Annotated in this window: 21 protein-coding genes; 13 read left to right on the top strand and 8 right to left on the bottom strand. The window is 67.2% G+C overall.

From position 1 onward, the window contains the following. Positions 1 to 42: 42 nt before the first annotated feature. The 4 genes from GJV80_RS09850 to GJV80_RS09835 all read right to left on the bottom strand — a co-directional run bounded on the left by GJV80_RS09850 (position 43) and on the right by GJV80_RS09835 (position 4,039). Positions 43 to 1,038, bottom strand: a complete 996-nt coding sequence (locus tag GJV80_RS09850; RefSeq protein WP_230208315.1) for a LacI family DNA-binding transcriptional regulator — start codon at positions 1,036 to 1,038, stop codon at positions 43 to 45. Positions 1,039 to 1,119: 81 nt separating this feature from the next. Further along, positions 1,120 to 1,620, bottom strand: coding sequence for a DUF3830 family protein (locus GJV80_RS09845; RefSeq protein ID WP_154687749.1), 501 nt, complete (start codon positions 1,618 to 1,620; stop codon positions 1,120 to 1,122). A gap of 2 nt (positions 1,621 to 1,622) precedes the next feature. Further along, positions 1,623 to 3,050, bottom strand: a complete 1,428-nt coding sequence (locus GJV80_RS09840; RefSeq protein ID WP_230208314.1) for an amidase — start codon at positions 3,048 to 3,050, stop codon at positions 1,623 to 1,625. Then, entirely contained in the window at positions 3,047 to 4,039 is a 993-nt protein-coding gene (locus tag GJV80_RS09835) for a D-2-hydroxyacid dehydrogenase (protein WP_230208313.1), read from the bottom strand. The genes GJV80_RS09840 and GJV80_RS09835 overlap by 4 nt, the downstream gene beginning before the upstream one ends. Positions 4,040 to 4,103: 64 nt before the next feature. Here GJV80_RS09835 and GJV80_RS09830 point away from each other — a divergent pair, with 64 nt between their 5' ends. Genes GJV80_RS09830 through GJV80_RS09810 form a run of 6 tightly spaced genes read left to right on the top strand, consistent with a single transcriptional unit; the run spans position 4,104 to position 9,113 of the window. Further along, positions 4,104 to 4,829 carry an Asp/Glu racemase gene (locus GJV80_RS09830; protein WP_154687748.1) on the top strand — a complete coding sequence of 242 codons (726 nt, stop codon included), beginning with the start codon at positions 4,104 to 4,106 and terminating at the stop codon, positions 4,827 to 4,829. Next, on the top strand, positions 4,826 to 6,055 hold the full coding sequence (locus tag GJV80_RS09825; protein ID WP_230208312.1) for a M24 family metallopeptidase: 1,230 nt from the start codon (positions 4,826 to 4,828) through the stop codon (positions 6,053 to 6,055). The genes GJV80_RS09830 and GJV80_RS09825 overlap by 4 nt, the downstream gene beginning before the upstream one ends. 2 nt (positions 6,056 to 6,057) lie before the next feature. Then, positions 6,058 to 7,233 (top strand): PLP-dependent aminotransferase family protein, encoded by a 1,176-nt coding sequence (locus tag GJV80_RS09820; protein ID WP_230208311.1) that lies wholly within the window; start codon positions 6,058 to 6,060, stop codon positions 7,231 to 7,233. Further along, on the top strand, positions 7,190 to 8,005 hold the full coding sequence (locus tag GJV80_RS23825; RefSeq protein ID WP_230208310.1) for a M20/M25/M40 family metallo-hydrolase: 816 nt from the start codon (positions 7,190 to 7,192) through the stop codon (positions 8,003 to 8,005). The genes GJV80_RS09820 and GJV80_RS23825 overlap by 44 nt, the downstream gene beginning before the upstream one ends. Beyond that, positions 7,891 to 8,409, top strand: a complete 519-nt coding sequence (locus tag GJV80_RS23820) for a M20/M25/M40 family metallo-hydrolase (RefSeq protein ID WP_255455572.1) — start codon at positions 7,891 to 7,893, stop codon at positions 8,407 to 8,409. The genes GJV80_RS23825 and GJV80_RS23820 overlap by 115 nt, the downstream gene beginning before the upstream one ends. Next, positions 8,406 to 9,113 carry a maleate cis-trans isomerase gene (locus GJV80_RS09810; protein WP_154687746.1) on the top strand — a complete coding sequence of 236 codons (708 nt, stop codon included), beginning with the start codon at positions 8,406 to 8,408 and terminating at the stop codon, positions 9,111 to 9,113. The genes GJV80_RS23820 and GJV80_RS09810 overlap by 4 nt, the downstream gene beginning before the upstream one ends. A gap of 88 nt (positions 9,114 to 9,201) precedes the next feature. Here GJV80_RS09810 and GJV80_RS09805 read toward each other — a convergent pair whose 3' ends face one another. Further along, positions 9,202 to 10,419, bottom strand: a complete 1,218-nt coding sequence (locus GJV80_RS09805; protein WP_230208308.1) for an alcohol dehydrogenase catalytic domain-containing protein — start codon at positions 10,417 to 10,419, stop codon at positions 9,202 to 9,204. 79 nt (positions 10,420 to 10,498) lie between these two features. Between GJV80_RS09805 and GJV80_RS09800 the strand changes: the two genes are divergently transcribed. Beyond that, positions 10,499 to 11,620 carry an FUSC family protein gene (locus GJV80_RS09800; protein WP_154687745.1) on the top strand — a complete coding sequence of 374 codons (1,122 nt, stop codon included), beginning with the start codon at positions 10,499 to 10,501 and terminating at the stop codon, positions 11,618 to 11,620. Here GJV80_RS09800 and GJV80_RS09795 read toward each other — a convergent pair. Continuing rightward, positions 11,609 to 12,559: an ornithine cyclodeaminase family protein gene (locus GJV80_RS09795; RefSeq protein ID WP_195909275.1), complete on the bottom strand. Its 951-nt coding sequence runs from the start codon at positions 12,557 to 12,559 to the stop codon at positions 11,609 to 11,611. The two genes, GJV80_RS09800 and GJV80_RS09795, sit on opposite strands and share 12 nt — an antisense overlap. A 22-nt stretch (positions 12,560 to 12,581) precedes the next feature. Between GJV80_RS09795 and GJV80_RS09790 the strand changes: the two genes are divergently transcribed. The 3 genes from GJV80_RS09790 to GJV80_RS09780 all read left to right on the top strand — a co-directional run bounded on the left by GJV80_RS09790 (position 12,582) and on the right by GJV80_RS09780 (position 14,801). Then, positions 12,582 to 13,241, top strand: coding sequence for a GntR family transcriptional regulator (locus tag GJV80_RS09790; protein WP_154687743.1), 660 nt, complete (start codon positions 12,582 to 12,584; stop codon positions 13,239 to 13,241). 75 nt (positions 13,242 to 13,316) lie between these two features. Next, entirely contained in the window at positions 13,317 to 13,904 is a 588-nt protein-coding gene (locus GJV80_RS09785; RefSeq protein ID WP_154687742.1) for a TetR/AcrR family transcriptional regulator, read from the top strand. Positions 13,905 to 13,922: 18 nt separating this feature from the next. Beyond that, positions 13,923 to 14,801: an alpha/beta fold hydrolase gene (locus tag GJV80_RS09780; protein WP_154687741.1), complete on the top strand. Its 879-nt coding sequence runs from the start codon at positions 13,923 to 13,925 to the stop codon at positions 14,799 to 14,801. A gap of 15 nt (positions 14,802 to 14,816) precedes the next feature. Here the strand turns inward: GJV80_RS09780 and GJV80_RS09775 are convergent, their stop codons facing one another. After that, the gene (locus GJV80_RS09775; protein ID WP_154687740.1) at positions 14,817 to 16,274 is read right to left on the bottom strand and encodes an NAD-dependent succinate-semialdehyde dehydrogenase; all 1,458 of its coding nucleotides are present in this window, start codon (positions 16,272 to 16,274) and stop codon (positions 14,817 to 14,819) included. Between the two features lie 103 nt (positions 16,275 to 16,377). Here GJV80_RS09775 and GJV80_RS09770 point away from each other — a divergent pair, with 103 nt between their 5' ends. Then, positions 16,378 to 17,640, top strand: a complete 1,263-nt coding sequence (locus GJV80_RS09770) for an aspartate aminotransferase family protein (protein WP_154687739.1) — start codon at positions 16,378 to 16,380, stop codon at positions 17,638 to 17,640. 83 nt (positions 17,641 to 17,723) lie between these two features. Here GJV80_RS09770 and GJV80_RS09765 read toward each other — a convergent pair whose 3' ends face one another. Continuing rightward, positions 17,724 to 19,079 (bottom strand): MFS transporter, encoded by a 1,356-nt coding sequence (locus tag GJV80_RS09765; RefSeq protein WP_154687738.1) that lies wholly within the window; start codon positions 19,077 to 19,079, stop codon positions 17,724 to 17,726. 462 nt (positions 19,080 to 19,541) lie between these two features. Between GJV80_RS09765 and recA the strand changes: the two genes are divergently transcribed. Further along, entirely contained in the window at positions 19,542 to 20,588 is a 1,047-nt protein-coding gene (gene recA, locus GJV80_RS09760; protein ID WP_154687737.1) for a recombinase RecA, read from the top strand. Continuing rightward, a complete protein-coding gene (locus tag GJV80_RS09755) occupies positions 20,588 to 21,163 on the top strand; it encodes a regulatory protein RecX (RefSeq protein WP_154687736.1) in 576 nt (191 codons plus the stop codon). The genes recA and GJV80_RS09755 overlap by 1 nt, the downstream gene beginning before the upstream one ends. Positions 21,164 to 21,202 lie beyond the last annotated feature (39 nt).

Raw genomic sequence — 21,202 nt, 5'->3', positions numbered from 1 at the left:
TCCCGGCTGTCCGACCTGCCCGGTCGGCGGTAGCAGCGCCGGTCAAACCGTCTTGATCAACTCCTCGGATCGACTGGTCTCCCGCAGATACAACTGCCAGGGGAAATCCCAACGAGCCGATGAGTGGCGGCCGTCGTTCTGCGCGACATCGATGATCAACTCGGCAACCTTGGTGAACAGGTCTGCCGGTCCGACCGAACTCAGCGACGGGTGCATCTGCGCGGCCTCGGCGGTGTTGCCGACTCCGATCACCTCCAGCTCGTCGGGAACCGAGATGCCCAGCCGGACGGCGACGTTGACGGCAGTGATCGCCGCGAAGTCCGACGACGCGAAGATCGCGGTCGGCCGGTCCTTGCGGTCGAGCAGTCGTAGCGACGCCTCGTACGCCCCGACCTGGTCGCGGGTGTAGCGCTGCAGATCGCCGGCCCGTTGCTCGATACCGGCTGCCGCCAGGCCGTCGATGTAGGCCTGCTCCCGATGCCATCCCGGGCGGTTGGGGTTGCTCCCGGCCAGACAACCGATCCGGGTGTGCCGTTGGACCAGATGGGCGATGGCCAGTTCGCAGCCGGGCCGTTGCGCGCTCCTGATCACGTCGAAGCCGTCAGGCTCCAGGGTGTCGGAGAAGACGATCAGCTTCAGACCCCGCTCGACCAGGCTGCGGATCCTGGCCAGGTCGTCGGTCTCAGCCCCATCGATGAACGCGGCGTCGACCGGCTGACCGTCGAGCACCTCACCCCAGTCCCCGTCGGCCAGGATGAGCGGCTGCAGATGCAGGCCGGCGGTCGCCTCGTTGACCGCCTCGCTCAACGACTGGCACCAGGGATCGGAGAGTTGGGTCAGTGACAGCAGCACCAGACCCGAACGCCCGGTCCGGATGGCCCGAGCCGCCTGGTTGGGCCGGTAGCCCAGTGCGGCCGCGGCTGCGCGGACCCGCTCGGCGGTCGATTCCGACGCAGCGATCCGGCCACTGGGGCGGCCGGAGAGCACGAACGACACGGTCGCCACCGAGACTCCGGCGCGCTCAGCGACCATCTTCATCGTCGGCCGCCGGTTCCCGGTGGTGGAGTTACCGCCGGTGGTGTTTGTTGCCGTCACGACGCAAGAGTAACGACCAATCGTCTACTCGTCGCGGGCATAAGTGAGAGTCTCGCCCCGGGCACCGCTCATCCAGATGTCGTTACAGGCGGCCGCGAACTCCTCCAGACCGTCGACGATCGTTCCGAACACGTTGCCCGGCACCCAGCCCTGGTCACCGTTCAAGAGCAGGTTGTTACGTCCGTAGAACACAGCCAGGTCGATGATCTTGGCCAGGTCCTTCGGGCCCTCGCCGCTGCCGTAGCCATGCGACGGCGTTGCCAGATCGTCGGCGTCGAAGGCGAAATAGCAGAGATCGCCGGGGATCGGAGTGACCGTGGTGTTCTCCTTGCCGGGTTCCACGTCGGCGAAGGCGGGAACCAGGTTGTAGATCTCGTTCCGGGCGTACTTGCCGTGGAACACCTGGCCGGACAGCGGCAGCGCCTTCCAGACGGCATCGGCCGTCCGCGGTGCGTCGTCGTCCAGAAGTCTCGCCCGGCAGCTGACGTTGCGGGAGTGCAGGGTGACACGGAGAAAGCGGGACATGATCAACCTTTCGGCTCTGGTGTCGCGAGACGGTTCACGAGGTTCGGCACCCTGGTGTGCCAATCGGTGAGGTCCTGGAAGGCCTGTCCGACCTGCAGAACCGTGCGGTCGGAGTGCCGGGGCCCGACGATCTGCAGTCCGACCGGCATGCCGTCGGCGCTGAAGCCGCACGGCACGCTCAAGGCCGGCTGCTGCGTCATGTTGAACGGGTAGGTGTACGGCGTCCAGGTCGTCCACAACGAGGAGCGCCAGCCCTCGGGTGCCTGCAGATCGGTGGAGAACGCCGGAATCGGCATCGTCGGCGTGACCAGGATGTCGTACTCGGAATGGAAGCGGCCAAGCTCGATCCCCAGTTCCATCCGTACGGCGGTCGCGTCAAGGTACTGCGACGCGCTCAGGCCCCGGCCCTGTTCGGCGATCGCCACCAGGCCCGGGTCGACCAGGTCGAGCTGATGATCATGACCTTGGAGGACCTTGGCGACGGCGGCGAACCAAAGGACCTGGAACGCCTCGAGCGGCTCAATGATCTTCGGGTCCGCCTCGGCGACCACCGCACCGGCATCGGCGAGGACGTCGACCGCTGCGCGCACGGCGTCCTCGACCGAGGTGTCATTGGTGCCGTAGCCGAGGGTCGGCGAGAATGCGATCCGCAATCCGGCGATCGGATCGGTCAGGCCGCGGGTGAAGGACCCCTGCGGGGTCGGCATCGCCGACCAGTCGCGGGAGTCGAAACCGGTGATGACGTCCATCAGCAGCGCCGCATCGGCCACGGTCCGAGTCATCGGCCCGGCGTGGCTCAGTGTGCCGAACGGGCTCGGCGGATACATCGGCACCAGGCCGTACGTCGGTTTCAGGGCGGTCGTTCCGGTGAAGGAGGCCGGGATCCGGACAGACCCGCCACCGTCGGTACCGATCGAGACCGGCCCCATGCCGAGACCGACCGCCGCGGCCGAACCTCCGCTGGACCCGCCCGCGTGCCGGTCGGGACCCCACGGATTGCCCGTGGCGCCGTACCGCGGTGAGTCGGTCACGCCCTTCCAGGCGAATTCCGGGGTACTGGTCTTGCCGAGGAAGACCGCACCGGACTCACGCAGCCGGGCCACGGCCGGGGCATCCTCGGTCCACGGACCGGACTCGTCGATCAGCCGGCTGCCGCGCAGCGTGGGCCACCGGGAGGTGAGGAAGATGTCCTTGATCGACATCGGCACGCCGTCCAGCGGACCCAGCGGACGCCCGGCAGCCCATCGACGCTCCGCCGCCGCCGCCGCGGCGAGCGCACCCTCGGGATCGACCAGGACATAGGCGTTGACCACAGGGTTGTAGGCGGTGATGGCGGCCAACGCCGCCTCGGTCGCCTCGACGGGGGAGATCGTCCTTCTGCGGTAGGCGTCGAGCAGCTCCGTGGCAGTGATCATCGCGGTCTGACTCACCGACCCTCCTCCTGGCCCCAAGCAGCTGCGCCGGAACGGGAATAGCCCCGGTCCTTGTCGACGACATTGATCAACGGGCGCCCGTCCAGCCACCGGCCGGCGATCTGGACGAACTGGGCGGCCAAGCGATCCCGCCAACCTTCGGTGTCACCGGCAAGGTGCGGACTGATGATCACATCGTCGCGTACCCAGAACGGATGATCGACCGGTAGCGGCTCGGTGGCGAAAACGTCAAGTGTCGCGGTGATTCCGCGCCCGGAGTCGAGTGCTTCGAGCAGTGCCGTCTCATCGATCTGCGGTCCACGTCCGATGTTGATCACATGTGCTCCCGGCTTCATCGCGGCCAGTACCTCGGCATCGATCATCCCGGCGGTCTGCCGGGTCAACGGCGCGGCAACCACCAGGTGGTCGACGTCGGCGACGTGACGGCCCAACTCGTCACTGGCGACCACCGTGCCCAGATCAGGATCGTCGGCGATCGGACGTCGGCCGGCGCCGCGGACCTGCATCCCGGCGGCGCGGAGCAGGCGCGCTGTCGCCCGGCCTATGCCGCCTGTGCCGACCACCAGGGCCTGCTGGCCGGCGATCGACCGGGTCTGGCGATGCTGCCAGACCCGCTGTCGCTGCAGGTCGCGGCTGGCGTGCAGTTGCTTGGCGTGCGCAAGAACGGCTGCCAGGACGTATTCGGCGATGGGTCGGTCGAAGATGCCGCGCGCATTGGTCAGCACGACATCGGAGACGACCAGTTCGTCGAACAGGATCGCGTCCACCCCTGCGGAGGCCACATGGATCCAGCGCAACCGGTTCGCGTACGGCCACGCCGAACGCAGCGCGGAGGAGAAGAAGTCCCACAGCAGCAGGGCGTCGCAGCCGGCGATCGCCGTCGGCAACCCGGAGGCATCGGTGTACACGACGTCGGCGGGCAGGGCATCGAGTCCGGGCGGCCGGTCGTGATCACGGCAGAGTACGGCGATCCGGGGTTGTGCCACGATCGCGACACTAGTGTTACGTGCAGGATTGTCAACAATCGACCTGAGGATGCACACTCACTGAATGGAATCGGTGGGAATCGTGGTGCCGCACGACATGGCACTCGATCGTGAGCTGTGGCGGTGGACACCGGAGGATGTGACGCTGCTGTTGACCCGGACGCCCTATTCGCCGCTCGCGGTGACCACCGAACTCGTCGAGGACCTCGGCGATCCGGAGATGATCGCCCGCGCTGCCACCGACCTGGTCGCCGTCGAGCCGCTGGCGTACGCCTACGGCTGCACCTCGGGAAGTTTCATCTACGGGGTCGCCGGGGAACGGGCGATCACCGACGCCATCACGACCGCGACCGGCCGTCCCGCGGTCACGACCAGCGGTTCCATGGTCGCCGCGGTGACCGAACTCGGGCTGCGGGTCGTCGCGGTGGCCGACCCCTACGACCGTCGGGTCTCCGACGCGTTCGTCCGCTACCTCAACGAGGCGGCCGTCGACGTGGTCGAAGCGACCTACCTTGGGCTCACCCGGGAGATCTGGCGGGTCGACCCCGACGTCATCTGGAACCTGCTGCTGGCCGCGGACCGGCCGGAGGCAGAGTGCCTGTTGGTTGCGTGCACGAACGTGGTCACCTACGACCTGATCCGTCGGGTCGAGGCGGTGATCGACAAGCCGGTGATCACTGCGAACCAGGCGACGATGTGGGGGCTCCTTCGGTTGATCGGCCGGACGCCGGTCGGGCCGGGGCAGCGATTGTTCTCCGCCGGACATGGCCTGGTCGGGTGTGCCTCTTGACCTGTACTGCACCTCCCTCGCCGGTACCCGGCGCGCCGGGCCCGTCCGCCGGGCTGCCCGACGAAACCGAGTTCCGGCGACGCCTGGGCCAGGTCGACCGGGCACTCGCGGCCCGGTCGCTGGCCGGGCTGGTGGTTGCCGATCCGGCCAACATCTATTACCTGACCGGCTACAACGCCTGGAGCTTCTACACGCCGCAGTGCCTGATCGTTCCGGCCGGTGGCGAGCCGCATTTCTTCGCCCGCGCGATGGACGCAGCCGGCGCGGGTTTCGGACACCGCCCTGCCGGTGTGCACGGCTATCCGGAGTCGCTGGTGCACCAGCCGGACACCCATCCGTACAGCTGGATCGCTGACCGGGTGGCCGAGCTCGGCCTGTTCGCCGCGGGCGGGCAGGTCGCGGTCGAGGGTGACGCGCACTACTTCCCGGTCCGCGGCTATCTGGCGCTGGCGGCGCGATTCGGCGCCGAGCGCCTGGTGGACAGCGCCGAACTGGTCAATTGGGTGCGGGTGATCAAATCGCCGTACGAGCAGGATCAGCTGCGGCGGGCGGGTCGGATCTGTGAACAGGCCATGGTGGTCGCTCTCGATGCGATCGCCGTCGGTGTCCGGCAGTGCGACGTGGTCTCCCGGATCAGCGAGGCGCAGATCGCCGGAACCCCCGAACAGGGCGGGGACTATCCGGCCATCGTGCCGATGTTGCCGACCGGGAGGTCGGCCGGTGTTCCGCACCTGACCTGGACCGACGACCGCTTCCTCGCCGGCGAGGCGACGACCATCGAGTTGAGCGGCGTCTGCCACCGCTACCACGCGCCGCTGGCCAGGACCGTGATGCTGGGCACGCCGCAGCCCAGGCTGACCCGGGTCGCCGGGATCGTCAGTGACGGCATGACCGCCCTGCTGGAGATGATCAAGCCCGGCGTGACCGGTGGCGAGGTCCATGCCACGTTCAACGACCTGCTGATCCGGCACGGTCTGGTCAAGGAGTCCCGGATCGGGTATTCGATCGGCATCGGCTATCCGCCGGACTGGGGTGAGCGGACGGTCAGTCTGCGCGCCGAGGAGCGGACCGAACTCGTGGCGGGCATGGCTTTCCACGTCATCGCCGGCATGTGGATGGACGGCTGGGGCTACGAGTTGAGCGAGCCCATCCTGGTCACCGACACCGGTGCCGAGCGGCTCACCCACGTCGACCAGTCACTGTGGATCAAGCGCGGACGGAGTTGATGATGAGTTTGTTGGCAGGACGGACGAACCGATTGGTCGGGTCGGTGATCGACTCCTCGACCTCACTGCTGCAGAAGCAGAGTCACGACATCGTCCGATTCGCCATCGGCAGTCCGGCCGAGGAGGCGATCCCCACAGCGGTCTTCGACGACCTTGCGCCCGCGGTGCTGACCGCCGACGCGTTCGACTACGCGGCGACCGAGGGCGACCCGTGGTTGCGCGGCGCGTTGCTCGACCTGCTTTCCGATACCCCGGACGCGACGACCGGCGAACGGCTGACCGTCACCGCCGGTGGTATGCAGGGACTGGACCTGTTCGGCAAGCTCTTCATCGACCCGGGCGATCTGGTGGTGGTGGAATCGCCGACCTACACCAACGGCAGCGCAACGGCGCTGTCCTACGGTGCCGAGCTGCTCGAGGTGCCGACCGACGGTGACGGCATGATCATCGACGAACTGAAGGCCGCGGTCGGACGGGCCAGCCGCTCGCCCAAGGCGATCTACGTGATTCCGACCTTCCAGAATCCATCCGGCACAACGATGAGTCTCGATCGTCGTTTGCGGCTGATCGAGTTGGCCCGAAGCTGGAACTGCATGATCATCGACGATGACCCCTATGCGATGCTCCGGTTCGACGGTGAGGAGATCCCGTCGATCCGGTCGCTCGCCGACGGCGATCCGTTGGTCTTCGCGGTACGCACCTTCTCCAAGATCATCGCCCCGGGACTGCGAGTCGGCTGGGTGGACACCGACCCCGGACTGCAACAGTTGCTGATCAACGCCAAACAGGCGATGGACACCTGCACGAACCTGCCCAACCAGCGGCTCGTCGCCGGGTATCTCACCGGCGGCTTCCTGAGTGATCACCTGCAGATCCAGCGGGATCGCTACCGGGAACGCAAGATCGCCATGCAGCAGGCCCTGGCCGATCACTTCGGTGACACGGCCTCCTGGACCGACCCCGACGGCGGCTTCTTCATCTGGGTGACGTTGCCCGGCGTCGACACCCAGGGTCTGTTCGCGACGGCGCTGGCCGAGGGCGTCGCGTACATTCCCGGGCAGGCGTTCTCACCCGGGCATCGCTTCACCGACGCGCTCCGGTTGTGCTTCGCATCGACCGCGCCTGAGCGGATCCGTGAGGGAGTTGCCCGCCTGTCCCGTGCCGTTGATCATGGTTGATCCGGCCGACGTCGTGCAGTCGATCGGCGTCGAGGAGGTCACCTCACTTGCTGCCGGTCTTGTGGTGGCTCGCGGGCACAATCCGCCCGGGCAGGAGGCGGCGACCGTCGGCGTGCTGGCCGACGCGTGTCGGCTCCGCGGACTGGATCCGATCATCGACGAGGTGCTTCCCGGCCGGCCCAACCTGCGGGCGGTGCTTGACGGTGGACAGGGTCCCGGACTGCTGCTCCTCGGCCACTCCGATGTGGTCCCGCCGGGGGACGACTGGACGATGGATCCCTACGGCGGCCTGGTCCGGGACAACCGGCTCCACGGTCGCGGCGCCGCGGACATGAAGGGCGGACTGGCCGCATGCGTCGTGGCACTGGGCGCGCTCGACCGGGCGGGCATCGAGTTGTCCGGACCGGTCGAACTCGCGGTCACCGTCGACGAGGAGGATCACGCTCTGGGCATCAGGCGCTACCTGGACAGCGGCGACCGCGGCGACTTCCTCGGCTGTGTGGTCGCCGAACCGACCGACCTGCAGCCGATCATCGCCGCCCGCGGAGACGCCTACCTGAAGATCACCATCATCGGCCGGGCGGCGCATGCCGGCAACCCGGACGACGGCCTGAACGCCGTCTACGGTGCCATCCGGGTGGTCGAGGAGCTGCGCGCCTGGCACGCCGAGTTGGCGGCCGCGGCCCATCCGCTGGTCGGGCCGGCCACGGTCAGCGTCGGACGGATCGACGGCGGCATCGGACCGTCGATCGTGCCGGGGAGTGCACGGTGATCGCCGACCGGCGGCTGCTCCCGCACGAGTCCGGCCCGGAGGTGCTTGATCAACTTCGGACCAGACTGACATGCCTCGGCCTGGAGCGCGACGGGCTCAAGGTGACGGCCGAGCTGACACTCGACATGCCCGGTTTCGAGACCGACCAGGATGCGCCGTTGGTCGGTGCACTCGTGGACGCAGCCGCGGCGGCCGGCGCCGGACACCCGCCACTCGGCGGCTGGACAGCAGCCTGCGACGGCGGTTTCCTGGCCAGGGACGCCAAGCTGCCCGTGGTCGTCTTCGGTCCGGGATCGGTGTCGGAACAGGCACATCGGGCCGATGAATCGGTCGCCATCGACCAACTGGTGATCGCAGCCCGGACGTACGCCCGGATCATCCTCGATCTGTTGGGAGTCTCATGACCACGATCGGCCTGCTGTATCCCGGTTACAGCGCTCAGGACGACTACCTAGTCGCGGAGCAGATCTTCGCAGGTCTGCGGTTGCCGCTGGTGCACACCGCCATGGACAGCGATGCACACCGGCCTGACGAACTTCGCGCCTGGGGACAGGCCTCCGTGCTCGCTGAGGGCGCTGCCGAACTCCGGGTACACCAGCCTGATGCCATCGTCTGGGCCTGCACGTCCGGGAGCTTCGTCTTCGGATGGCAGGGCGCCCAGGACCAGGCCGCGGAGCTCTCCGAACGCTGCGGCCGACCGGCGTCCTCGACCTCACTGGCCTTCGCGCGTGCCGCCGCGGCACTCGGGGTGCACCAGCTCGCGGTGGCGGCCTCCTACCCCGACGATGTCGCTCGCCTGTTCGTCGACTTCCTCGACCAGGCCGATTGCGCGGTGATCAACTTCGGCGCGTCCGACATCCTCCATGCGTCCGACGTCGGCCGACTCGGACCAGACGACGTGATCAGCATGGTGCGTGCCGCCGACGTCCCCGCCGCGGACGCGGTCCTGGTGCCGGACACGGCGATGCACACCCTGGGCATCATCGATGATCTTGAGGCAGCTGTCGGCAAGCCGGTGCTCACCGCCAACCAGGTGACGGTCTGGGAAGGACTCCGGCTGGTCGACGGCCTTCGACCGGGGACCGGCCCGGGACGGTTGTTCGGCTGACCGCGAGCTGGTCGGCAACATCAACTGGGAAGATCGCGCTGTGACTACCCAGCAGCAACTTCCCAGCAACCACTTCTCGGTGAGTTGATCAGGGATTCGGCCGGAGAACGACCTTGAGGCAGTTGTCCCGCTTCTGCTGGAACATCGCGTACGCGTCCGGAGCCGCCTCCAGCGGCAGCCGGTGACTTGCCAGCCGCTGGAGATCGAGGGGATCGTCCGGATCGGAGACCAGCGGCATCAGGTCGTCGGTCCACCGCCTGACGTTGCACTGGCCCATCCGGATCTGCAACTGGCGGTCGAACATGTCCATCATCGGCAGCGGATCGGTCTTGCCGCCGTAGACGCCCGAGATGGACACCGTGCCGCCCCGGCGAACCGTCTCCAGCGCCAGCATCAGCCCGCCCAGGGCGTCTGTGCCGGCGGTCGTCATCAGCTTGCGACCGACCGGTGACGGGAGCACGGAGACCATCCGAAAGGCCAGTTTCGCCGCCGATCCGTGGGCTTCCATCCCGACGGCGTCGATGGTGGCGTCGGCACCCCGGCCGTCGGTCCGGTCGAGGACCGCCGAGATGGTCTGGTCGTCGAGATCGAGGACCTCGATCCCGTGGGCTGCCGCCACGTCCCTGCGATGCTCCACCGGATCGACCCCGATCACCGGATGACCGAAGTGCCGGGCGATCCGAGCGGCCAGCTGACCGACCGGGCCGAGACCGATCACCGCGACCGTGGCGCCCGGCTCGGGGTCGGCGTACTGGTAGGCCTGCCACGCGGTCGGCAGGATGTCGGAGAGATAGAGGAATCGCTCGTCCGGCGGTGCTTTGTCGACCTTTATGGGTCCGTAGTTGGCGAACGGCACCCGCAGCCGCTCCGCCTGGCCGCCCGGCACCGAACCGTAGAGTCGGGAATAGCCGAACAGTGCGGCCCCGGTGCCGTGTTTCCTCACCTGCGTCGTCTCGCACTGGGACTGCAGGCCGTTCCGGCACATCCAGCAGTTACCGCAGGAGATGTTGAACGGCACCACCACGCGATCACCCGGTGCCAGCTGTTCGACGGCGGGACCGGCCTCGACAACCGTTCCCATGGTCTCGTGCCCCAGCACGTCGCCGGGATCCATGAACGGCCCGAGTGCCTCGTACAGATGCAGGTCGGAGCCGCAGATCGCGGTCGAGCTGACCTCGATGATCACGTCGTCCGGTTCGATCAGTTCGGGGTCCGGTACGTCCTTGACCTCGATCTCTCGTCGGCCCTGCCAGGTGACCGCTCGCATCGCTTCGCCCTTCATCGATGGTTGTCCGGTGCCCGCCACGTACCCGATCCGCCACGGCCGGAAACGCCGGAGACAGGCAGCCCAGGTAGCCGTTCGATTCCCTGGGTAACGGTTCGGGATGCTCACAGATCGTGCTGCCGGCCCGCCGCCGGAACTGCCGCAACCCGCGGCGCGCGTGGTCCGGCCGGTGCGGCACTGGTGGCGGATGCACCCCCGCCTCGGCCTGGCACTGCGCACCTCGATCGCCGGCGGGCTGGCATGGGCGGTGGCCCAACTGCTTCCCGGGCACGAAGCGCAACAACACGCCTACTTCGCGCCGATGGGCGCCGTGGTCGTCACGTCGACGACCGTCCTGGCGACGGCCCGGGAACTGTTCAGGTCGGTGTTGGCGCTGACCCTTGGATCGGCTGTCGGGTTGCTGGCGCTGGCCATCGTCCGGCCCGACGCCGTCAGTGTGGCGGTGGTGATCGCGGCCAGCGTGTTGATCGCGGGCTGGAAGTTGTTGGGCACGATGCGTGCCTGGGTTCCGACGGTGGCCATCTTCACCATGGTTCTCGGCCAGGGACAGCCGCTGGCCTACGCGACCGCCTACACCGGTCTGACCTCGCTGGGTGCGGCGATCGGGGTCGCGGTCGTCACCCTGATGCCACAGTTGATCACCGCACCACTGGACGAGGCGGTGCACCGGCTGTGGTTGTCGATCATCGAACGGCTGGGTCAACTGCAGGATGATCTTCGCGACGGCGGCCGGGAGGCGTCCTTCGGCACCGGGCTGCCGGACACGGTCGATCTGGACACCGTGCGGCGCCGGGTCGAGACCCGGTTGGCCGAGGCCTCGGAAGCACAACGGATCCGACGCAGGTCCCGGCGGGCCGATCTCGATGCCCGGCTGGCGCAGGCAAGGGCGGTCCATCGGGTGGCGCTCCGGTTGCAGGACCTGCAGCGTCGTCTGGAAGATCTGGCCGATCCGCAGGAGACCGGCCGGCCCGATGAGCCTGCGGAGTTCGAGTGCCGTGTCGCCGATGCGATCGAGTCGATCCGGCAGGCGCTGCAGCGCGGCTCGGTCGGAGATCGTGATCAATCGCTCGAGCAGGCGCTGACCACTCTGGATGAGAAGGTCGCGAGTCTTCCGACGCGTCGCCCCGGACTGCACATGATCACGCCGTTGGTCGACGATCTCCGTCGCCTGGGGATGGCCGCTGGGGAAGCTGTACGCCTCACGGTCGCCTCAACAGACTGAGGTGTGGGCGGCCTCAGCCGAGGATGGTTCGGGCCAAGAGATGCATGGCCGCCCAGTCCTGGACCGCGACCCCGACGGACTTGAAGATCGTCCGTCCCCCCCCCCCCGACGCTGCGGCCGGTCGATGATCGAGACCAACTCGGTGATGTCGTCGCGGGTGATCACTTCGGCGTCGACCGCGTCGATCAGCTCGCCCGATTCGATCATGCAGGCAGCCAGATCATCGACCAGGACCGCCGAGGCGGCCGCGATCAGGTCGGCGCCGAACTCATGCATCGTCGACTTGTAGGAACCGACCGCCGTGACGTGCACGGTCTCGGCCAATTCGGTCGCGGAGAACAGCGGTGCGGTACTCGTCGTGGCGCAGCAGACCAGGTCGATGTCAGCCAGATGCCGATCCGTCGGGGTGGTGATCATGAAACTGGTGTCGGGTAGTTCGGTCTGCAGCTGTGCGACCAGCGGTTCGGCGCGGGACGGCGTCCTCGCCACGAACCGGACTGCGGTCAGCGACCGGACGGCATGCGTGAACCGGACCTGGTCGGCTGCCAGCGCGCCGGCGCCGAAGATCGCCAAAGTCGAGGCTGCCGGGTCGGCAACCAGATCGGTGACCAGACCAGTGATCGCGCCCGTGCGGAGGGCAGTGATCGTCTCGGCCGGGGCGACCACACTTCGGTCGTGATCACGAGTGGACCAGCTGACCAGACCGCTGATCATAGGATCGCGGTCGGCGGCCAAGGACAGGGTCTTGACCACCAGGGAATCGGCCGTACGGTGCCGCGTCGGCATCACCAGATAGCCGGAATCAGCCAACGCCACCCGTTGGGGCAGCTCGAACCGACCGTCCCGCAGATCGATGAAGGCACGACGCATCTCCTCGATCAATCGGCCTGGTGTGAGCGTCGACCGGGTGCTGGTGTCATCGAGGGAGAGCAGAGCCATCGGGGTCGTAGGATAGTCGACAATGAACAAGAGCAGCCGCTTCCTCGAGCCGTTGGCTCTGGCGTCGACCCCGAGCATCATCGCGGACAAGATCCGCGACGCGATCGCGCACGGTGACATTCCGGCTGGAGCGCAGCTCTATGAGGCAGAACTGGCCCGCACCTTCGGCGTCAGCCGGGGACCACTTCGGGAGGGATTGCAGAGGCTGACCCAGGAGGGCCTGCTGGTCGCCATTCGCAATCGCGGCGTGTTCGTCATCGAGATGACCGCCGAGAACGTCCGGGACATGTACGCGGTGCGCGGTGCCGTCGAACGGGCCGCCCTGCAGTTGATCTTCCAACGGGATCCGACGGCGGCCGGGACGTCCCTGGATGCGATCTGCGACGAGATGGCCCGGGCAGCCGGCGTGGACGACCGTTCGGAGGTCGACATCAGGTTCCACGAGGAACTGGTCGGGTTGTCGGAGAGCCCGCGGCTGCGCCGGGTGCACCGGACGGTGATCACCGAGACGCGGATGTGCATCCACGCCCTGGCCGAGAGCTATGCCCTGTCCGACGATCGAGTCGCCGAGCATCGGGCCATTGCCCGGGCAGTGACCGGTGGCGACTCCCGAACCGCCGACCGGCTGATGATCGAGCACATGGAGGATGCGGTGGCGCGGCTTGTGCCGGCCGAATCCTGACCCTGCTACCGCCGGATGGCATTAACCCATCGCGTAGGTCTGTCGTTGGCAGCACGATCGTGCTATTTTTCTCCCATGGCCAAGGGTGAGGAAACCCGGGGCGTCATCCTGCACCAAGGCGTCGAGACTGCGTATCGAGTCGGACTCGGCGGTCTGACCATCGGTGAGCTGGCGCGGGCGACCGGCCTGTCCAAGAGCGGCCTCTTCGCCCACTTCCGGTCCAAGGAGTCACTGCAACTCCAGGTGCTCGCCCGGGCCCGGGAGGAGTTCACCGATACTGTGTTGCGTCCTGCGGTGCGGGCACCGCGTGGCGAGGAGCGGGTCCGCGCACTCTTCGAGAACTGGCTGCACTCGGGCGTCCACCGGACGGCCGGAGTCTGCCTCTATGTCAAAGCACTGAACGAATTCGAGGAACAGACCGGGTCGGTACGCGACCAGATCGTCCAGGGCCATCGGGACCTCTACGACTCGGTCTCCCAGATCTTCCGGACCGGAATCAGCGAAGGGCAGTTCAAGGCCGACGCCGATCCGATGCAGTTCGCCTACGATCTCAACGGGCTGTTGCTGGCTGCGTACCACTGGGTGCGGATCGTCGGCGCCCAGGACGCCGAGGCGCGCGCCCGCCGATCCTTCGAATCCTTGCTCGACGTCGCTCGGGCCTGAACAGGAGAAACACGACCGATGACCGCGACAACACTCGGCACCAGAAGAAGCACGACCGTTCGTACACCTCCACGTGTCCGGGCGATCAGGGCCGCTTTCGCCGCCCTGGAGCGGGTGGCGCCGCGGCAGGCATCCCGGTGGTCACTGCGGCTCTGGGCGACACTTCCGGGCAACGCCGGCCGTCGCCGCGACGAGCGCACCGCCGACGGTGAACTTTCCGTGGTGCGCCTGAACGGGCGGTCGGTGGCCGTTGAGACCTGGGGGAGTGGCGAACCGGTCTACCTGGTGCATGGGTGGGGCGGCTGGCGCGGGCAACTGGGGCGGTTCGTCGACCCGCTGGTGAACGCCGGGGTGCGGGTGGTGGCGCTCGATGCGCCCGGTCACGGTGACTCCGACCCGGGCAGCCTCGGCGCCGGCCGTGGCAACGGGATGGAGTTCGTCGAGGCGCTGCGGGCCGTCGCCGCGGTGCACGGCGGGCCCCATGCGGTGATTGCCCACTCCTTCGGCTGTGCGACCACGACAACCGCGGTTCGCGACGGTCTGGACGTCGATCGTCTGGCCTTCGTCGCACCGGGCGTCGACCCGCTGGCCTACGTCCGCGGACTCCAACGGGTATTCGGCTTCGGACCGCGCACGGTGGAGGAGATGATCATCAGGATCGAGCGCCTGGCCGGCCGCTCGTTGTCCGACTTCGACCCGCGCACGATGATCAACCCTCGGCCGCCGACGTTGATCGTCCATGACCGGCAGGACAAGGAGTGCCCGTACGACGATGCGGTCAGCCTCACCGAAGCCTGGCCGGCGGCAGACTTGATCACCACCGACGGCCTCGGCCACCAGCGCATCCTGCGCGACGAGACGGTGATCAAGGACGTGGTCGATTACGTGTCCCGGTGACCGGGGCCGACTCCGTCAGGAGACGGTGATGCCGATGTACTTGGTCTCCAGGAACTCGTCGATGCCGATCGAGCCGCCCTCGCGGCCCAGCCCGGACTCCTTGACCCCGCCGAACGGCGCGTACGGATTCGAGACCAGGCCGGAGTTGAGACCGACCATGCCGAACTCCAGCGACTCGCTCACCCGGATCGCCCGGCGAAGATCATTGGTGAAGACGTAGCCGACCAACCCGTACCGCGTGCTGTTGGCCATCGTGATCACCTCGTCCTCCTCGCGGAACGGCGTCAGCGGGGCGACCGGTCCGAAGATCTCCTCGGCGTTCAGCGCGGCGTCCTTGGCGACACCGGTCAGAACGGTCGGGCTGAAGAAGTAACCGTCGCCGTCGATCGTCGACCCACCGGTGATCACCGATGCGCCCTTGCTGACCGCGTCGTCGACCAACCGGGTGACCTTGTCGACCGCGGCCTGATCGATCAACGGGCCGACATTGACGCCCTCCTGCGTACCCCGGCCCACGGTGAGACCGCTCATCGTGTCCGCAATCCGACGTCCGAATTCATCGATGATCGACTCGTGCACGTAGATCCGGTTGGCCGCCGTGCAGGCCTCGCCCATATTGCGCATCTTGGCGACCATCAGCCCGGCGACCGCCTCGTCGAGGTCAGCGTCCTCGAAGACGATGAAGGGTGCGTTGCCGCCGAGTTCCATGGATGTCCGCAACACCTTCTCCGCGCACTGCTCCAACAGGATCTTGCCGACCTTCGTCGAACCGGTGAAGGAGAGTTTGCGTGCCAGCCCTGACCTGATCATCGGCTCGATCACGCCATTCGCATCGGTGCAGGTGATCACGTTGACGCCGCCCTCGGGCAACCCGGCTTCGGTCAGGATGTCGACCAGGGCGAGCATCGACAGCGGCGTCTGCGGCGCGGGCTTGATCACGCTCGCACAGCCGGCAGCGATCGCCGGACCGAGTTTCCGGGTGCCCATCGCCATCGGGAAGTTCCACGGCGTGATCAGGATGCACGGGCCGACCGGTTGTTTGGTGATCAGGAACCGCTGGTTGCCGGCCGGCGCGGTCTGGTAGCCGCCGTCGATCCGTACGGCTTCGGCGGCGAAATGCCGGAAGAACTCTGCGGCGTAGCTGATCTCGCCGCGTGCCTCGGCGAGTGGCTTGCCCATCTCGAGGGTCATCAGCAGGGCAAGATCATCAATGCGTTCGTGAAGCAACTGAAAGGCCTTCGTCAGCACATCGGCGCGCTCCCGAGGGGTGAGCGCCGCCATCGCCGGCTGGCTCTTCACCGCGGCCTGCATCGCCGCCATGCCGTCCTCGGGTGTTGCATCGGCCACCGAGCAGAGCACCGAGCCGTTGGCCGGATCGTGCACGTCGAAGGTGGCGCCGCCGGTCGCATCCGTCCAGGAACCACCGACGAAGAGCTGCTTGGGTACGGCATCGATGACTGCGGTCTCGTCCATATGTGGCAGCATAGGCCGCGGACAGATTGTCGACAATCAGACAACCAACCCGCAAAGACCGAGAAGCTCCAAACCCCGAGCGAGACCGATCGGAGTGACCCCAATGGCCCAGCTCTCCCAGATCCTCAAGCAGGCAACCGGTGTGATCGCCGCCCGCGGAGAGGGCGTCCATCTCTATGACGAGCAGGATCGGCGCTATCTCGACTTCACGGCCGGCATCGGCGTCACCAGCACGGGGCACTGCCACCCGCGGGTGGTCCAGGCAGCCCAACGCCAGGTGGGGAACCTGATCCACGCCCAGTACACGACGGTGATGCATCGTCCGCTGCTCGATCTCGTGGAGCGGCTCGGCGGGGTGCTGCCCGCCGGGTTGGACCGGATGTTCTTCGCCAACTCCGGTTCCGAGGCGATCGAGGCCGCCCTGCGGCTGACCCGGCAGGCGACTCGCAGGCCGAACGTGATCGTCTTCCACGGCGGTTTCCATGGCCGAACGGTCGCGGCAGCGTCGATGACCACCTCGGGGACCCGTTTCTCCGCCGGTTTCTCGCCGCTGATGTCCGGGGTGCATGTGTCACCGTTCCCGGACCCGACCTACTTCGGTTGGGACGTCGAGCAGTCGACCGACTTCGCCCTCAAGCAGCTGGACTACGTGCTGCAGACGCTCACCCAGCCCGACGACACGGCGGCCTTCTTCGTCGAGCCGGTGCTCGGTGAGGGCGGCTACGTCCCCGGTAACGCGCGATTCTTCGCCGGATTGCGGGAACGCGCGGACGCCTACGGGATCCAGCTGGTCATCGACGAGGTGCAGACCGGGTTCGGCAGAACCGGCAGGTTCTGGGGCGAAGATCATTTCGACGTACGTCCGGACGTTCTGGTGACGGCAAAGGGGCTGGCATCGGGCTTTCCGCTCTCGGGCATCGCGGCGTCGGGTGAGCTGATGGCCAGGGCCTGGCCGGGCAGCCAGGGTGGCACCTACGGCGCCAACCCGGTCGCCTGTGCCGCCGCGCTGGCGACGCTGGACGTGATCGAGGACGAGAAGCTCGTGCAGAACTCGGCCGAGCGCGGAGCCGAGCTGAAGGCGGCACTGGCCGGGATCGCAGCCGATCATGATCAGATCACCGACGTCCGCGGTCTCGGGCTGATGATCGGGAACGAATTCCGGGACTCCGAGGGTCGGCCGGACGGTGCGACAGCGGGCGCGGTGCAGCAGCAGGCGGCCCGGCGCGGGTTGCTGCTGTTGACCTGCGGTGCCTGGAGCCAGGTCGTCCGTTTCATCCCCGCGTTGGTGGTCACCAGTGACCAGATCAAGGAAGCGGCCGCGATCTGGGCGGACGCCGTGGACGCTGTACTGGAGCAGCCGGGCTGACCCGAGACGCCGAAACACGACGAAACGGTGCCGCCGGGAATTCTCCTCGGCGGCACCGTTCTCGTGTCCGATGATGTACCGGGCTATGCCTGGGCGGGCTTGATCCCACCAACGGTCGGCGCTTCGGGAATCTCCGTGCCCTTCAGCGACGCGCCGGCCGTCTCCTTCATCGACAACCAGGCGATCAACCCGACGACACAGGATGCCATCATGTAGAAGGCCGGGAAGATCTCGATGTTGGTCCAGGAGATGAAGGCGTCGTTGACCAACGGTGCGGTGCCGCCGAACAGCGACGTCGCGACGTTGTAGCCGATGGCGAATCCGGCATAGCGCACCTGGGTCGGGAACATCGCCGGGAAGGTCGCGGAGATGGTCGACAGCTGCGGTACGTAGAGCAGGCCGAGCACCATGAACGCGACGATCGTCAGCCCGAAGTTGATCGGCATGATCAAGTACATCGGGATCGCCATCACGAACAGGCCGATCATGGAGAACAGCCACATCGGTTTTCGCCCGACCCGGTCGGACAATGCGCCCGACAGGGGCAGGAAGCACATCATGAACAACTGTCCGACCGATGCCAGCACCAACGCCTGGGTCTCACTCAGGCCGAGCCGGGTCCGGACGTAGGTCGGCATGTAGGACAGCAACGTGTAGTTGACCACGTTGAGGGCGATCACCAGGCCGGACAGGGTCAGGATCGGCCGCCAGTAGCCGGTGATCAGATCCTTCAGAGCGGTGGTCGCCTTGCCCTCGGTCTCGCCCTGTTGCTCCAGATCACGGAACGCCGGGGTGTCCTCGAGTTGGGTCCGCAGGTACAGCCCGATCAGACCCAACGGAAGCGCAACGAAGAACGGGATCCGCCAGCCCCAGGACTGCATGAAGCTGTCGGAGGTGGTCAACTGCAGAGCCAGCGTGATGAGGCTGCCGCCGGCGAAGCCGCTGAGCGTGCCGAACTCCAGGAAGCTGCCGAAGAAGCCGCGCTTGCGATCCGGCGAGTACTCGGCCATGAACGTTGCGGCGCCGCCGTACTCACCGCCGGTGGAGAACCCCTGGATCATCCGCAGCAGGTACAGCACTAGGGTGGCGGCCCACCCGATCTGCGCGTGGGAGGGGATGAGCCCGACGCAGAAGGTGGCGCCGGCCATCAGCAGAATGGTCGTCGCCAGCACCTTCCGGCGGCCGATGCGGTCGCCCAGCGGACCCCAGACGAATCCGCCGAGCGGTCGGATCAGGAACGAGACGGCGAACGCCCCGAGCGTGACTGCGATTGATTCGCCCGGCACGAGGGCGGTTGCGATGTAGGTTGCGACGACGGAGTAGACGCCGTAGTCGAACCATTCGGTGAAGTTACCGACCGCGGACGCCGCGATCGCTTTCCTCAGGACACTGGGTTCCGCGTCGCTCGCGTCTGCGGGCGTGGATTCTGCGCTGCTCATCCGGGACCTTTCCTTCTGCACGTCCGCGGCCGCTGACCGCGGGCGGGTTGTGCGTGTTGATCGGTTGTGATGGGCGGGTACGTCTCCCGACGATCGTAGGTTTGTTGACAATCGACTGACCGGGACCTTACCAATCGGTCAGTACCCCGTGCAGGGCCGCAACCCCGCGGGCCGGCCGGATCTGCGGTTGCGGGCGCATCCTCCCGGCCGGCACATAGTCACGGGACCGTACGCGGATCGATGAGGGATTTCCAGTCCGATGTTTCCGCGCCGGGCGTGTCGGCCTGGTTGTTCGAACAGATGTTCGGTAAGTTATCCACCGTTCGACCGCGCTGCGAAGCGTCGTCCACAGACGGCGTGGAGTGCTGAACGAATGTCAGTGCCCGTGCTTAGTGTCATCGATGTAGGCACAGGACACAGCAACCCACACGCAGACAACAAGGGTTTGAGAGGACTACCACCATGGCCGTCACTGATCGGGACAAGGCGCTCGACGCGGCGCTTGCGCAGATCGACAAGCAGTTCGGCAAGGGCTCCATCATGCGGCTCGGCGACGAGGAGCGGCCGCCGATCGCCGTCATTCCGACCGGTTCGGTCGCACTGGACCTGGCACTGGGTGTCGGTGGTCTGCCGCGCGGGCGGGTGGTCGAGATCTACGGTCCGGAGTCCTCCGGCAAGACCACCGTTGCGCTGCACGCAGTGGCCAACGCCCAGGCCGGGGGAGGCATCTGCGCCTTCATCGACGCAGAGCACGCCCTCGATCCGGCGTACGCCGAGAAGCTCGGTGTGGACACCGATGCGCTGTTGGTCAGCCAGCCGGACAACGGCGAGCAGGCCTTGGAGATCGCCGACATGCTGGTCCGCTCCGGCGCACTCGACCTGATCGTCATCGACTCGGTCGCCGCGCTGACCCCACGAGCCGAGATCGAGGGCGAGATGGGCGACAGCCACGTCGGCCTGCAGGCCAGACTGATGTCCCAGGCGCTGCGCAAGATGACCAGCGCACTGAACGCTGCCGGCACCACCGCGATCTTCATCAATCAGCTCCGCGAGAAGATCGGCGTGATGTTCGGCTCACCGGAGACCACCACCGGCGGCAAGGCACTGAAGTTCTACGCTTCGGTGCGGCTGGACGTCCGCCGGATCGAGACTCTCAAGGACGGCCAGGAGATGGTCGGCAACCGGACCCGGGTCAAGGTCGTCAAGAACAAGGTCGCCCCGCCCTTCAAGCAGGCCGAGTTCGACATCCTGTACGGCCAGGGCATCAGCCGCGAAGGCAGCCTGCTGGACATGGGTGTCGAGACCGGCATCGTCCGCAAGGCCGGCGCCTGGTTCACCTATGACGCGGACCAGCTGGGTCAGGGCAAGGAGAACGCCCGCAACTACCTGAGGAACAATCCCGAGGTGGCCAACGAGCTGGAGCGCAAGATCAAGGAGAAGCTCGGCCTCGGCCCGGCGACCGACGTCCCGGAGGGAGTCGACCCGGTCACCGGTGAAGTCGAGTTCTGATGCGTCAGCGCCGACGCGGTTCTGAGCCGGCCGACGGTCCGGCGGAGGACCGCGACCTCGGACCGGACGCCAACCCGGAGGCTGTCGCCCGCGAGATCGTGCTGCGCAAACTCACAGCGCAGGCGCGGTCTCGCGGCGAACTGGCCAAGGCGCTCGCCCAGCGACACGTTCCGCAGCAGACGGCGGCCGAGGTGCTGGACCGGTTCGAGGAGGTCGGGCTGGTCGACGACGCCGCCTTCGCCGAGTCCTGGGTCCGATCCCGTCAGTCCCGGCGGCATCTGTCCAAGCGGGTGCTGCGACAGGAACTGCTGCGCAAGGGCGTCGACCGGGACGAGATCGACAACGCTCTGGAACAGATCGATCCCGATGACGAGTACGCGGCCGCCCGCGACCTGGCGACGAAGAAGTTTCGCTCCATTACGGGACTGGACCGTGTGGTTGCCTACCGCCGGCTCGCCGGCGCGCTCGGCCGCCGAGGCTTCGGGTCGGGCACGATCTCCCGGGTGTTGGCCGAGGTGCTCGACAACACGCCCGTGGACGACACGCCTGACGTTTCGATCCCGTTCGATTCTTGACCACCTTCTGGCCCGGTCCTAGTCTTCGAACTGAGGGAT

Source organism: Microlunatus sp. Gsoil 973, assembly GCF_009707365.1.
GTDB lineage: Bacteria > Actinomycetota > Actinomycetes > Propionibacteriales > Propionibacteriaceae > Microlunatus.
The sequence above is the reverse complement of the archived record's forward strand: the minus strand, read 5'-3'. Positions and strand labels throughout refer to the sequence as shown.